This window comes from Silvanigrella paludirubra, from assembly GCF_009208775.1.
GTDB classification, from domain to species: Bacteria; Bdellovibrionota_B; Oligoflexia; order Silvanigrellales; family Silvanigrellaceae; genus Silvanigrella; species Silvanigrella paludirubra.
On the sequence record NZ_WFLM01000003.1, the window covers coordinates 190,796 to 206,226 of the forward strand.

The 15,431-nt window shown below is 29.6% G+C and carries 8 protein-coding genes and 1 tRNA gene; 3 read left to right on the top strand and 6 right to left on the bottom strand.

The window, feature by feature from the left end; translation table 11 throughout:
- Window positions 1–103: 103 nt before the first annotated feature.
- The 5 genes from GCL60_RS08425 to atpB all read right to left on the bottom strand — a co-directional run bounded on the left by GCL60_RS08425 (window position 104) and on the right by atpB (window position 7,853).
- Window positions 104–5,152, bottom strand: coding sequence for an RHS repeat-associated core domain-containing protein (locus tag GCL60_RS08425; RefSeq protein ID WP_153420178.1), 5,049 nt, complete (start codon window positions 5,150–5,152; stop codon window positions 104–106).
- A 173-nt stretch (window positions 5,153–5,325) separates the two neighbouring features.
- On the bottom strand, window positions 5,326–6,243 hold the full coding sequence (gene gluQRS / locus GCL60_RS08430) for a tRNA glutamyl-Q(34) synthetase GluQRS (RefSeq protein ID WP_153420181.1): 918 nt from the start codon (window positions 6,241–6,243) through the stop codon (window positions 5,326–5,328).
- Window positions 6,244–6,271: 28 nt separating this feature from the next.
- Window positions 6,272–6,347, bottom strand: a tRNA-Lys gene (locus GCL60_RS08435).
- A gap of 112 nt (window positions 6,348–6,459) precedes the next feature.
- On the bottom strand, window positions 6,460–6,774 hold the full coding sequence (locus tag GCL60_RS08440; protein ID WP_202614014.1) for an ATP synthase F0 subunit C: 315 nt from the start codon (window positions 6,772–6,774) through the stop codon (window positions 6,460–6,462).
- 221 nt (window positions 6,775–6,995) lie between these two features.
- A complete protein-coding gene (atpB, locus tag GCL60_RS08445; protein WP_153420183.1) occupies window positions 6,996–7,853 on the bottom strand; it encodes a F0F1 ATP synthase subunit A in 858 nt (285 codons plus the stop codon).
- A gap of 693 nt (window positions 7,854–8,546) precedes the next feature.
- On the opposite strand from atpB, the gene dnaA reads away from it, so the two are divergent.
- On the top strand, window positions 8,547–10,067 hold the full coding sequence (gene dnaA, locus GCL60_RS08450; RefSeq protein ID WP_161998141.1) for a chromosomal replication initiator protein DnaA: 1,521 nt from the start codon (window positions 8,547–8,549) through the stop codon (window positions 10,065–10,067).
- Here the strand turns inward: dnaA and GCL60_RS08455 are convergent.
- Entirely contained in the window at window positions 10,060–11,151 is a 1,092-nt protein-coding gene (locus GCL60_RS08455) for an L-threonylcarbamoyladenylate synthase (protein WP_161998142.1), read from the bottom strand. The two genes, dnaA and GCL60_RS08455, sit on opposite strands and share 8 nt — an antisense overlap.
- Window positions 11,152–11,742: 591 nt before the next feature.
- Between GCL60_RS08455 and GCL60_RS08460 the strand changes: the two genes are divergently transcribed.
- Both GCL60_RS08460 and gyrB read left to right on the top strand, forming a co-directional pair.
- Window positions 11,743–12,927 carry a DNA polymerase III subunit beta gene (locus tag GCL60_RS08460; protein ID WP_161998143.1) on the top strand — a complete coding sequence of 395 codons (1,185 nt, stop codon included), beginning with the start codon at window positions 11,743–11,745 and terminating at the stop codon, window positions 12,925–12,927.
- Between the two features lie 42 nt (window positions 12,928–12,969).
- Entirely contained in the window at window positions 12,970–15,420 is a 2,451-nt protein-coding gene (gene gyrB, locus GCL60_RS08465) for a DNA topoisomerase (ATP-hydrolyzing) subunit B (RefSeq protein WP_153420189.1), read from the top strand.
- Window positions 15,421–15,431: the final 11 nt, after the last annotated feature.

Here is a 15,431-nt window from a genome sequence, read left to right on the forward strand (position 1 = left end):
AGTAATTATTATATTTTTCTGTTTTTAAAAATAAAAATTCTAATAAGCAAATAATAAGGTACTAAAGTTCTAAATTATATTTTAAGAACTTTAGTCCGTTTTTTTACATACCATCAACATTTAATTTATCTACTGTTTCTCTATAAGTAAGAGGGGATTTAAATACTGACATACTTGCAGAAACACCGCCCGTAGTTAAGGATAACCAGAAAATGTCAGTTGCTATTTTTCCATATAAATCAGATTTTTCATTATCACCGGCTTTTCCTGCATTTCTTGATGCTTCTCCAAAACCTTTTCCAGCAATCCAAGCAGCATCACTTGTATAACCCATAATCATTTTTGTGTATTTAAATTGAGAACTAACTCTTATCCCATCAGAAGTAGAAATATTATACATATCTGCTAAATAATTATTATTCGTTATTTTATTCGCGTTAGAGCTTCCTAATTTAATTATATTATCAGAAGTATTTTTTGCTGCCGACGCGACGCCAGCTAAAGAAGAAACCTCAAGGCCAATACCAACAGCACTTGCAGCCATTCCTAAAGCAAATGATGTCCATCCTAATGCGTATGAAATATCACCATATTTAGTTGCATCCGCTTTATTTCCTGCTGCATTTGCATCACTTGATAACTTTCCATAAACTTGTCCAGTTATCCCAATAACACTTGAAGCAATACCAGCAGAAGCAGCAACAGTTACAGCTATATCTGCAGCAGATAATGCTGCTGTACCTGCAATAGCAGGGGCTAATGTTGTACCTAAAGTAAATATGGAAAGGAATATTCCTAATATAGACAAACCAAGTCCAACACCTAGCATAATATTTGCAGCATTTTCACCTGTGGGGTCGAATTTCATTATAGGGTTATTTTCAGCAAATATATATCCGTTAATCCCACCTTTTCCAAATGGAGATTGAGTATCATATTGCATAAATCTACCTAAAGCAGGATTATACGCTCTGTAACCTTTACCAAGAAATTGATAACCTGTTTTGCCATCAGTTCTTTCTCCATTAAAACCAATATCACTTAATTTAGGAGAATTTGCTGCAGAATTTGAAACATCAAATTGCTCACCGTATGGTGTGTATACAAAATTCTTAGTTAATAATTTTGCACCTTCCATAACTCGAATGACACTTCTAGCCTGATCTGTTAAATAAAATTGGAAAACGCTACCTGGATTTACTTTACCAATAATGTAACCATTAATTTGTAAATAACTTACAATTTTTCCATTTGAATTTTCGTTTATAATTTTATTTCCATTGTAATAAAATTTAACTAATCCATTTTCGCTATCATTTTGTGATATAATTTCACCTGAACCATTGTAACTATATTCTATTGTTTTATCTTTACTAATAAATTTTGATAATCTTTGAAATGGTGTATAAACTAATTTATTATCATTACCATCTTTAATTATATTTCCATCTTCATCATATTCTAAAGTAGATGATGTATTTTTTAATCCAGTTGAAGAATATCCCTCTAATCTAACTCCATCTGTTTTATTATAATTATATGTCGTTATACTATCTGTTGTAGAATCAGAATATTTAACTTTTGCAGTTTTAATATTATTTAATGAATCAAAAGAATATTCTTCTGATTTTATAATATTTCCGTTTGTATCCCTAGGACAAAGTACTCCAGTACAAACATATTTTTGGAGATTATTAAGTGAATCATAAGAATAATTTTCTTGAGAATCAACACTAGAAGAATTATTACTATATCTATTTCTTGATGCAATATTCATATCTATATTATAGGAATATGTATAGGATAGAATATTAGAATTATTTACATCTGTATAAGATAAAGAGTTTAATGCTCCCATTGAATTGTATGAATAAGAAACTTTTGTATTATTTGGAAGTACTTTATATAATATTCTACCAAAATCATCGTAATAATAATTTTCTTCCTGGAAAATACCATCTTTAGAATTGTATTGAATTTTTTCTAAACGACCGGTTGATTTATTAAAGATATAGCTTGATTTTAATTGATTAATATCAGTTAAAGTAACTGGATAGTCTTGAAAATTATATTCATAGCTAATCGATTTTCCATCAGGATAAGTAACAGATTTTAATTTACCATCTTTAAAAGTAGTATATTTAGTTTTACCAGTTGAATCAATCATATTAACTAAATACATAGAAAACGAATCATACTCATAATTCGTTGTATAATTAGATTCTTCACCCAAGACTTGTTTTTTAATTAATTTATTAAATCCATTATATAAATATTTTATTTCCTTACCTGATCTTAATGTTTTACTTACAACATTTCCGTATAAATCATAAATATATTTTATAGATTTTCCAAATGGATCGGACTCTGATACTAATTGACCTATTGAATCATATTCTCTTGAACCTAAAGTGTATGAAGAACCATCAGATGTTATAACTGATTTTTTAATTATTTTATCATTTAATAATGGATCATAATCGTAAGAAATTTTTCTTCCATCAGAAAAAATATCTTGAACTTTTTGAGACAAAGGGCTGTATTTAAACTTAACAACATTTCCGTTTACATCTGTAGATTCTATTAAGTTACCAAATCCATCAAATAAACTTGAGCTCTTACTAAATAACGTTCTATCTTTAGTTAAAAGTTCAAGCCGAATAGGTTTTTTATTTAAATCAAAATATGAAACACTTATTGAAGATGAGTTCCCTGTATTTGATATCATGTAAGTTTCAGAACTATTTTTAGCATCGTCATATTTCGTTACTTTCGTTTCTCCATTTGGTGAAACAACCATGTTTTCTCTTGCTAAAACGTCATATTTATATTTTGTTGATATTTGATATTTATAACCATCTTTATCAATATCGTATAAACTCTGAGAATCTTTTTGACCGGTACTATTATAACTTAATGAAGATACTAAATTGAATGAACTATCATATTTAGATTGTAAAAAAGTTTGAATCTCTCTTCCTAAAGAATCGTTAACTTTATATGTAGTATATCCGTTAGGATTCATTACTAATACAGCAGAAGTTCCAAATCCCAAACCATATTTTGAATCATTTAAATAATATAAATAGTTTGTAGATATAGAACTCTCACCATTCACAGATGTTATTGTTTCTTTTAAAACTCTTCCTAAATTATCATATTGATAAGAAATATTTTTTCCATCTGTTTCAACTTTATTTTCTTCTTTTTTAGTAAAGGAATTTATTTTTGATGTTTCTTTAGCTAGAATATTTCCCTTATAGTCAATATATTCTTTATTTGTAATATTAAAGTTTGAATTTAATGAATATGTATTTTTATTAATAGAGACCTTACATTTACCACCAGAAGCTGATTTAATTTTAACAATAGAAGGGAGAGAATAAATATTAAATTTATTTGTATCCTTGTTATAAGTATTCAATTCGGTTTTGTATACTTTTCCACAGTTTACATCACTTATTCCACATATATTTGTATTATATCTATAAATTTTTGCTAAAACTCTTTGAAATGTTTTTCCTGTTAAATTTTGAGTGTTTTCATATTTATATTCTGTTATTAAACTAACTTTATCAATAGGAGATGTTTTAATCTCTTTTTCTACTAAATGCACCAAGCCATTAAATGTATTTTCAGCTGATAAATATTGGTATTCTTTTATAATTCCATTAGCTTCTATTGTTTTAAGTATATTTCCAGAATTATCATACGAATTTTTAACTACTTCTGTTCTATTTAAACCATCTTTATAGTATGTAGTTTTTACTTCAATTGGATAATTATAATTTGGGTCAAGTGAAGCAAAACTTTTACTCTTCCATTCAGGATAATTATATTCTTTTGTTTGAATCAAATTATCATTTTCTTTTATTTTTTCACTCATTAATTGATGAAAATGATTATATATTCTTTCTGTTTTAATATTTGACCCAGTTGGGGAGTCTTTACTTTCTATAGAAGAATAAGTATATGTATTTGGTGTATAAAATAAAGTATCTTCACCTTCTTTATATCCAGTAAAACCTTTTCCTAAATAGTTTGATGAATCTTGATTAAAAATATATGAAATAGATTCAGAATTCATTCCAAGTTTATTAGAATTACTTTTCAAAGTAAAAGAGTTAGTTTCAATTTTTGATACAGCAGGAAAAGAAATTCCATCTAAAGGAGAATTTAAACCTCCAGTTAAATAAGTTACATTTACTGAAGTTCCAGTAGGAAAAGAAATTTTTGTTACAAGAGAATCTGTAGAAAAATCTTTTTCAGATGAAGCTCCATAAGAAAAATTTACTTCTTGCAATAGTGGATTTTTAATTGATGTTAATAAATTACTATTATTAGATTTTGTTAAAGTTGTAGTAGGTAAATTGTTAGTTCCATTATTTAATTTAATTGTTATAAATGTGTTACTAGAGTAAATTAATTCAATTTTTTTAATATCTGAATCACTATTTAAATCTTTATAGCTTATACTTTGTAATTTATTTCCATTAATATAATTAAAAAATGCTTGATAGCCTTCTTTGTTAGTTACAGAAACTAAATTTCCAAATGCTTTTTCTATTTTTTCTTCTCTACCATCTTTATATTTTAGAGTTAAATAGATACTTCCAATTTCAATTTTTAAATCATTTAATTTATAATATTTTAACTTACCTTGACCAATATCAAGCTTATAACTACCTCCACTCGATAAACTCAGCATTCCTGTTTTAGTATCATAAAACGTTAGATTCCAAGCCCATCCTTTTCCTAATCCAAAGCGATCTGATTGTGATAATGATGAATAGTTTACGGACAGAGGAATAATGGGATCTTCAAAACCATTCCCAACTACATCAGCAATTTTATATGAAATAGAAAAAGCACCGGTTCTAGGATCTACATTTTTAGTTAAATCTTTATAATTATAGGCATCACTAACAATATTTGACGATTGATTCGTTGAGGTAATTGCTGCATTTGCCGATTGAGCTGAATTATTAACCAATAAGCTGTTATTATTACTATACTTTTCGTTTTTTGAGTTGTAAATTATTGATGTTACTTTAGAAATTCCTTTAGCAAAAGCATATGTTTGAAAAGGAGAAGAAAGAATTAACAAGGAACAAAAAACGGATAGAAATTTTTGCAAATTTTTTCTTTTCATTTAACACCATAATATTAAATTCATTAATGATAATAATAATCTAAAACAATTCAATTCAAAATATGACAATATACCAGAATATCATTATAATATAACATGATTACATTTCGGTTAATTTGATATGAAATATTAGGTTTTTTTTAAATTATTTAAAAAATATTTTATCAATATATTTATTCAAATTGAACACTAATAACTTTATTTATTTTTTTTAAATTAAAATAAGATACAGAGTTATTTATTAAGTCATTTGAGTTTTTACTATTAATATATAAATTATTTATAACTGATTTATCATAACCAATATAATTTAAAATTTTACATATATTTTCTTTAGAATTTATATTTTTTAATGGCTCTGCTTTTGTTTGTTTGGATAATTTTTGATTTTCTTTATTTAATAAAATAGGAATATGTGCGTAATTTGGTGTAGTAAAATTTAAGCATTTTTGCAAATAAATTTGACGTGAGGTTTGAAAGAGTAGATCACAACCTCTAACTATTTCTGTTATACCTTGAAGTTCGTCATCCACTACAACCGCTAATTGGTAAGAAGCTATATTTTCATTTCGCCACAATATGAAATCGCCTACTTCTTTTTCAAGATTTTGTTCAATTGAACCCTGAATATTATCAGTAAAATTAATATTAAATGTATTTAAAGCCTTTATTCTGCATGAAAACACATTGTTTTCAATCTCTTTATTCCTACAAATACCTGGATAAACATATTCCATAGTTTGTAGATTTTTATAATAATTTATTAAATTTTTTCTTGAACAAGAACATTTATAAATTAATTTTTTTTCTACTAATTGATTTAAATAAAAACGATATATTTCAGTTCTTTTAGATTGATAAATAACTTCATCATCCCATTCTAAACCATGTAATTCTAAAGTTTTTAAAATAGAATAAGTAGAACCTTTTTGGTTTCTTTTTTGATCAATATCTTCAATTCTTAAGAGCCATTTTCCATTTTGAGAGCGAGCTCTTAGATAACTAGCGACAGCTGTTACCAATGAACCAAAATGAAGATCGCCAGTAGGAGACGGCGCAAAGCGCCCAACATATTTTGAAAATTTTGTCATTTGACTTGTTTGTAATAAAGCGGATAAATGGTGAAGGGTCAGGGACTCGAACCCTGGACCAAGAGATTAAGAGTCTCTTGCTCTACCAACTGAGCTAACCCTCCACTTTTGTTTCCACTTAGTTATCTAAGATGAACTTCTAAGTCAAGGAATGAATATAAAAAAATAGTTTAAAGTAATTTACTTTAAACTATTTTTTTATGAATAAAACTTATATTACTTACCGATAATAATAAATGCAATAATTAAACCAAGAATCGCTTGAAATTCAATAAGAGCCATTGCTAATAGGAAAGGAGTAAAGATTTTATTGTAAGCTTGTGGGTTGCGTCCAATACTTTCAAGAGCGCCTTTTGCAGCTTGTCCTTGACCTTGTCCAGCACCAACAACAGCTAGGCCGATTGCTAATCCAGCGCCTACTAGTTTTAGTCCTGTTCCAATAGACATTCCGTCTGTAGCGACAGTAGTTGCAGCATCATTAGCAAAAGCTAAAACGTTAACAGATAAAGCCGCCGCAGCAGCAGAAACCATAGCAAATTTCTTTTTCATGAAAAACTCCTAAAAATAAAAAACTTTTAATCACTGCCATTCGTTTCTTTTTTACATGCAGAATACCAGTTCTCATGTAATGATTCTTATAGAATCACCTCTAAATAAGAGGTAAGGAAATTTATGAATTAAATCTTTATCCTGAATGGATAGGAATTGATATATTCAATAAATCCTAAATAAACATAAACTAAAAAACAATTTTAATGTTGTTCTTTAGATTCAAGTGCAAGTTTGATGTATACGGCGCTTAAAGTCATAAATATAAACGCTTGAAGACAGGCAACAAATGTACCAAATCCAAGAAAAATTGCTGGAATTGGAACAAATGGAATATATAAATCTTTCATAAGTCCAGAAAAAATTGCAAACACAAAGTGATCGCCTGATACATTTCCGAAAATACGTAAAGAAAGCGAGATTGGTCTTGATAATAAACTAATAAATTCGATTAAGAACATTAACGGAGCCATCCATAAAACAGGTCCTGCTAAGTGTTTAATATAATCAAAACCAGATTCTTTTAAGCCGTAATAATTAAAATATACGAAGATTGCCATGGCTGCTGCAAATGTAAAAGACATATTTGATGTCGCAGGAGAAAAACCAGGTAATACGCCTGATAAGTTTGTTACAATTAGTACAAAAAAAGTTCCGCCTAATACTCCAACAAATCTCATCCAATTTTTCTCACCAATTGTGGATTCAAGAGTTGAGGAAACAACGGACCAACAAAGCTCAATAAAAGCCACAATTCCAAACTTTTTAGGTGGGAGGATTTCCTCATCACTCATTTGCTCTGGCTTCATTTTTGAAAAACCAGAAAATATTGCAATAGCCGCTAGTAAAAGTACTGCACAGGCAGAAGCAAAAACAGGGGACCACTGCTCAGCTTTTATACTTGCAGCTGCCTGAGTTATGTCAGGATTAAAAAATACAAAAAAGTTTTCTAAAATTTCATGATACCAATTCACAACATGCACTCCTGAGGAATCTGCATAGGCTGCTGGCGCAACAACTATAGATAACAAGGTTAAGATATGAATAATTTTACGTTTCATAATTTTAATGTAGGATCCCTTCGTAAAATATCAAAGCAAACACAAGCCAATTACATTATTGAGACTCTTCTTGCAAGTAGGTAGAGCATTAAGCTGACAAAATATGTTGCAACAAAAAGAGACAAATTCAAAATCAATTTCTCAGAAGGACACTCGTAAACCAGATAAGCTAAAATAGCAAAGCCAAGATACTTCATAGTTATGACTAGTAGCCTACTCAAGAAAGATGTATTTTGGTTTTTATTTAAAATGAATTTAGCATTGATAAAAACTCCGGCCATAATTAGAATAGCCGATATTACAAACATTATTTGCATAGATAAACTACTCATCACGATTGTCCTTGAACTCATTTTTGATTAATAATTTCAAATTTTTATACACAGTTATAAACGAAAGTACAAAAATAAATATGGAAATAAGTATTTTTACAGTAAATGGTTCAAAAAATAAATAACTTACAATTTTTTTTCCATTTTCCGTATCTCCTAAAACCCAAATCATTAGAATGATCAAAATAGTTGAACTAATCTGACCAAACAAGATTGCAACAGTTCTTAATTCATTATTCATAAAAAAAATACCATTTTTTAGGCAAAACACTTGACCTCAAGAATTTGGCTCGTAAGAATCAAAACGCAACGCAAAGGCTAAATGCCTCGCTGGCGACAAAACCCAAAACGAGGTTATTTCATGTTAGATAAAGAATCGAACCAAATTTTTTCTGAAAAACTCCGTACTCGATTTATTGAGTTGGGTCTTTCAAAACAAACTGCAACAAAAATAACCAAACTAATCACACCTGTAAAGATAGATGGAAATACCATTATATCCTACTGCTCTGACACTTTTTATAGAGATCACATTATCTCTCCAAAAATAGATGAAATAGAAAAAATAGCTAAAGATTGTTGGGGAAAAGCATACGATTTTAAAATAGAAGGCAACCCTATTGAAGAAAACAGTGCCGTCAAAACAAAAAGCTTTAAAACAAATAAAGAGTCTCAAATTACACTTTTTCCAGATGAAAATAACTATTTCCCAGAAAAAAAGAAAAAATTAAAACCCAAAATTTCTTTTCAAGAAATTACTCCTGTAAATGCAATTAAAGAAGAAGAAATAACTCAAAAATTTGAAGAAAAAAATAATCTTCCAATAAATAATGAAAAACCAAGAACTTTAGATGCTACGCAAAACTTTGGAACTTTTATACGCTGTGAAAGTAACCTTGTAGCTTATTCTGCATGTGAAGCGGTAGCAAAAAATCCTGGTAATTTATCTAATCCATTGTTTATTTACGGTGCAACAGGACTTGGTAAAACACACCTTCTTCACTCAGTAGGTAATGAAATAATTCAAAAAATTCCAAATGCAAAAATTCTTTATATAACAAGTGAAGACTTCGTAAATGATGTAATTCATAGAGGGATTCGTGTTGGAAAAATGGATGAAGTTAGATCTAAATATAGTGCTTGTGATGTTTTATTAGTTGATGATATTCAATTTCTTGAAAAAAAAGATGCTTGTCAAATAGAGTTTTTTCATACATTTAATGAGCTTTATCAAAAAAGAAAACAAATTGTTATTACAAGTGATAAGTTTCCTAAAGACATTCCAAATATTGAAGAACGCTTAAAAAGTAGATTTTTACAAGGTTTACTTGTTGATATCGAACCACCAGGATTTGAGGATAGAGTTGCTATTATCGAAACAAAAGCAAATTTAATTGGTCTTAAAATAAATCAAGAAATTTCTTTTTTAATTGCTACACATGCAAAAACAAACGTAAGAGAAATTCAAGGATTGTTAAAAGATCTTCTTATGAATCAGCACATGACCGGGAGAAGCCCTACTATTGAATCTGTAACAACAATTTTAAAAAGAAGATTTCCTACAGGCTCTGTAGAATCTACAATTGATACTGCCGCAATTCAAAAAGTAGTAGCAAATCATTTTCAAATAAAAATGGCTGATTTAATGGGACAAAGTCGTCAACAAAAATTTGTAATCGCAAGACATATTGCAATGTTTTTAGCAAAAGAAATGATTGGTTTACAAATAGTAGCAATCGCAAACGCGTTTGGAAAAAAAGACCACACAACAGTTTTACATGCGATGTCAAAAGTAAAAGAGCTTTTAGAAAAAGACGATGAGTTCAGAGGCAATTTCATACAAGTAAAAAGAAAAATCGAAGCTCTAATGCAATCTAATTAATTAGTACAAATTTACCAGATGCTGCTCTATAAATTCTGTCAAAAATAGCACTTAAATTCTCATTATTTTCATAATTTAAATCTGGTAATAAAATAAACTCAGCATTTTCAATTATCTCTGCTTTTCTTAAAAAATGAAATAAATTTTTACTTGCTTCTTTAGAATCTCCTGAATCAGATAAGTCTAAGTAGCACAGTGAAAGTTCTTTGAATTTTAAATTTTTAGAATTGAAATCAATTAAAACGGATTTTGATAATAAGTTTTTTGAAAATAATGGAATATTTTTATTTAATTTTAATTCATTATTTTTAATAATAAATGATTCAATATTTGGTGAATAATGTGTTAATAATTGTCCAGGAGAGTCTAGGTTAGTTGATAATTCCTGATCTTCATTTATTATTTTCACTTCTCTTTTAACTAAATTTACTTTTATATTTACATTATTTTCATTTAATACATTATTTAATTGAAGTGAACTAATAGCTCCTGGTCTTAAAATAGAAATTTCGTTATTTTCAGATATTTTAACTACTGTTGATTCAATTCCTATATCGCATTCTTCTATTTGATTTATAATATATAAATCTGGGAAGCTTCCTAAATCATCATAAACATGATTTGCTTTAGTCGGACTTACATGACCGAATCGATTTGCACTAGGAGCAGCGATTGGAAAATTTACTTTTTTTAGCAAACTTAAAGCAATTTTTCCCGATGGAATACGAATAGCGATAGAATCTCCACCAGCAGTGATAAGTTTGGGGATATTTTTGGAGGCCTTCACAATTAATGTCAAAGGACCTGGCCAAAATTTCTTACCAAGAATGTCAAAACAATGTCTTTGAAATGAAGTCATTTCTGTTAAGCTTTCAGCTTGGAATATTTCACTTATATGAACGATAAGAGGATCTGACTTTGGCCTTCCTTTGGCAAAGAAAATTTTTTCTAATGCTTTCTCATCAAGCGCATTTGCTCCCAAGCCGTAAACTGTTTCCGTGGGAAATGCGACTAAGTTACTTGCTTGTAAAGCATGGGCACACAGATCCATTGATTCTTCAGAGAAATTTAAGATTTTTGCCACTTGTATCTCCAATTTTTGATTCATTTCGAGTTCTTAATAGACTTATCCACATGTTATCCACATAGGAAATAGGACCTCACCTCAATCGCATTTTTTCCATATTTTAGAATGATTTTCAAGGTTTTTACAAAAAGTTATCCACATCAAAAATCAAAGTTATCCACATACTCACATAAAAATTTAGTTACTCTATCTCACTTTTGGGAATCTTTACAGATCTCATTTTCTATGTGGATAAGATGTGGATAAAGTGTGGACAACCTGTGGATAACTAAAACGCTTAAAATTAATGCAGCAAGTTATCCACCAAAATTTTAGCTTATCCACACTTTATCCACACTTTATCCACATCTTATCCACAGGTTTTTTAGTACTCAAAAACGCCTCTAGTTATTGATTTATAATATATATTTTAAATCCTCATTTGTGTTATCCACATAAAATAGCTTCACCTACTACTACTTCTAATAAAAAGTTTTTAAATTTCTTATAAAGTGTATAAGAAGAGTTACTCAAGTACTCATGCTTGAACAGCTGTTGACAATAGGTTAAGCAAACACTGTATAGATGAATTTTTTCAAAGGTGGACATATGTTTAAAAAGAGCAAATGTTTTTTTTCATCCGACGTCCAAAGTATAAGTCCTGAAATTTCTGCTGAGTTTGACAGGGACAAATTAGCTAGTGCGTTATTATCCGTAAGTGCAGCACAAATTGACCCTGATATTGGTTGGGTACAACTTTCTTTTTCCGGTGGTAAAAGAGTTGTTATTTCTTCTATAAGTCACAATCTTGCAATTAAATGTGAAATAGAAACGCCTTATACAGGACAAGGAGTTATTAAGGTTTCTGGAAAGCAGTTTTCAGACTATGTTAAACAACTTCCTTCAACTAAAGTCTATTTAAAAGCCGAACTCCCTTCTAGAATTCAATTAAGATGTGGAAGAAGTTCTGCTAAAATACAACTTGTACATGATCAATCACAAAGTAAAATTGATATTCCACAAGCAGGAACTTTAGTAAAAATCAAAGGAAATTTAATTGAACGCTGGGTTTCAAGCTTTAAAGATTTTGTTTCTGTTGATGATAATAGATTTTATGCAAATGGTGCCTTAATTTGGGCAGAAAAAAATTCCGAAAATAGTTCTGTTTTACATGCAGTAGCAAGTGATGCTTTAAGATTAGCAAAATCATCATTGAATGAAGGCGTTCAAATTGAAAATTTGGATTCAAGTCAAGTTTTAATTCCTAGAAAAGCTTTAGAAGAATTAAAAAGAGTAGCTACTTTAGAACCTGAAAAAGAATTTAGTTTAAAATGGCATGAAAAAGAGCTCTTTTTTTCTGTTGAAGCTGATGAATATACGATGTTTGCAAAATGTATTGCGGGACAATATCCTCCTTATGAAGCAGCTATACCTCAAAAAATAAATACAGAAATTCAACTAGATTTAAAATCAATTCAAGATAGTGTAAAGCGTTCTCTTCTTTTTGCTGACAAAAATAAAGTGATGAAATTACATTTTGAAAATTCACTTTTAACGATGGCAAGTTCCACCCCTGGTCAAAAAGAAGGCGAAGAGGTGATCGAAATGAGTGCATCTATAGCATCTCCATTTGAAGTGAACTATAACGGATCTTTGATTATGGGTATTTTAGGGGTTTTATCTGGATTACGTGTTCAATTTGCTTGGGAAAATATGAACAGACCTGTTAAAATCACTGGCGAAAGTCAAAGAGGTTTAGAAGTTTTTTATCTTCTAGTGCCAGCTCGTTTTTAAGTCCGTATTTGAGTTTTTAATTTTTGATTAAAGAAAAGAGCTATGTTTAATAAATTCAATTTGTTTGTTTGCGATCCTGGAAATTATGAAAAAAAAGATGATGGATATGGTTCTTCGAACATCACAGTCCTTGAAGGTCTTGAAGCTGTTCGTAAAAGACCTGGGATGTATATTGGTAATACAGGTACAGTTGGTCTTCACCATTTAATTTATGAGGTTGTAGATAACTCAATTGATGAATATTTGGCTGGACACGGTTCCCAAATAGAAATCACTTTGCATCTTGATGGCAGTGTCACAATATCTGATAATGCTCGTGGTATTCCTGTAGACAAACATCCATCCGGAAAAAGCGCTCTTGAAGTTGTAATGACAATATTACATGCCGGCGGTAAATTTGATAATGAAGTTTATAAAACTTCTGGTGGTTTACATGGTGTTGGTGCATCTGTTGTTAACGCTTTATCCAGCTATTGCCGCGTAGAAGTCAAAAAAAATGGTGGTGTTTATGAGCAAGAGTATAAATGCGGTATTCCTCAGTTTGATGTAAGAAGAATTGGAGATACAACATCTCACGGCACAACTACGACATTTAAACCGGATTCAACCATATTCCAGGAAACAACTGAATTTAGTTTTGATTATTTATGCGCTCGTCTTCGGGAATTATCCTTTTTAAATAAAGGAATTTGTATTCGTCTTATTGATGAAGTCAAAGATAAAACTCAAGAGTTTAAATATGAAGGTGGATTAATTAGTTTTGTTGAATATTTAAATAGAAGTAAAGTTGTTATTCATCCAAAACCAATTTATATGCTTGTTGATAGAGAAGAAACTGTTATTGAAATCGCTTTGCAATGGAATGATAGTTATTCCGAAAGTGTTTATTCTTATGCAAATAATATAAATACAATGGAAGGTGGTGCTCACTTAACTGGTTTAAGAGGAGCATTAACTCGTGTTGTAAATCAATTAGCTTCAAATGATAAAGCGGTTCAAAATTTAAAAGAAGGCTTATCACCAGAAGATATTCGAGAAGGTTTAACTGGAGTTGTTCATGTAAAACTTCGTGATCCACAGTTTGAAGGACAAACCAAAAACAAATTAGCAAATTCTAGAATAAGAACTCTTGTAGAAAGTTCGTTAAATGAAAAATTAACGGATTATTTTCATGAAAATCCTGATGTCTCTAAGAAAATTGTGTCAAAAATTGTTGATGCAGCCAGAGCACGTATTGCGGCTCGAAAAGCAAAAGAATTAACTCGCAGAAAAAGTGCATTGGATTTGGGTGGTCTTCCTGGAAAAATTGCAGATTGTCAGGATCGTGATCCTGCTAACTGTGAATTGTTTATCGTGGAAGGGGACTCTGCGGGCGGTTCTGCTAAACAAGGTCGTGATAGAAAAACACAAGCTGTGTTACCTTTAAAAGGTAAAATATTAAATGTAGAAAAAGCGACAACGGATAAAATGTTATCTAATCAAGAAATCCGTTTATTAGTTCAAGCTTTAGGTACAGGTATTGGAAGACACGATAATGATGTTGATATTTCTAAACTTCGTTATCATAAAATAGTCATTATGACGGATGCGGACGTTGATGGAGCTCATATTCGTACTTTATTTTTAACTTTCTTTTATAGACAAATGCAGGAAGTTATTAAAAGAGGACACCTCTACATTGCTCAACCTCCTCTATATAGATATAAAAAACAAAAAGTGGAACATTATTTAAAAGATGATTCTGCTCTTGAAAAATTTCTTGTTGAAACAGCTATGCAAGATGCTTCTATCCTTGATAATAACTCTAAAGTAATTGAGTTATCAGTGGTAAAAAATATGTTGTCATGTGTTGAAAGAAGAAACAGAATTACAAGCATTTTGTCTCGTAGAAGAAGTTCAATAATTGTTAGCTTTTTAGCTAATTATACATCTTTAACTCCAGAAATATTTTATAATAAATCTGGCTTTGAAAAACTTGTTGAAGAAATAAAGCTACATGTTCTAAAATATGGACATATCCATACAAAAATAGATTTTGACAATGAGCATAATCGTTATTTTGCAGTATTAGATCTTCAATTATCTGGCAAACCATATCACTTTAAATTTGATTTTGATTTTATAAGTTCGTCTGAATTTGAAGAATTAAAACGACTTTCTTCTCAATTAGAATCGACTTTTGCTTTACCATTAAAGTTTTCTCATGATAAAAAATCAAGAGTAATTTCTTCATGGGTTGATTTAAGAGAATTTTTACTTTCTGAAGGAAGAAGTGGCGCTTATATTCAACGCTATAAAGGTCTTGGTGAAATGAATGCAGAGCAACTTTGGGAAACCACAATGCAGCCTTCTACAAGACAATTTCTTCAGGTAACAATAGAGGATGCTATTGAAGCAGATAATATTTTTTCTATGTTAATGGGAGATGATGTTCCTCCAAGAAAAGAATTTATCGAATCAAATGCATTGAATGTAAGAAATCTTGATGCTTAATTAAAGTATAA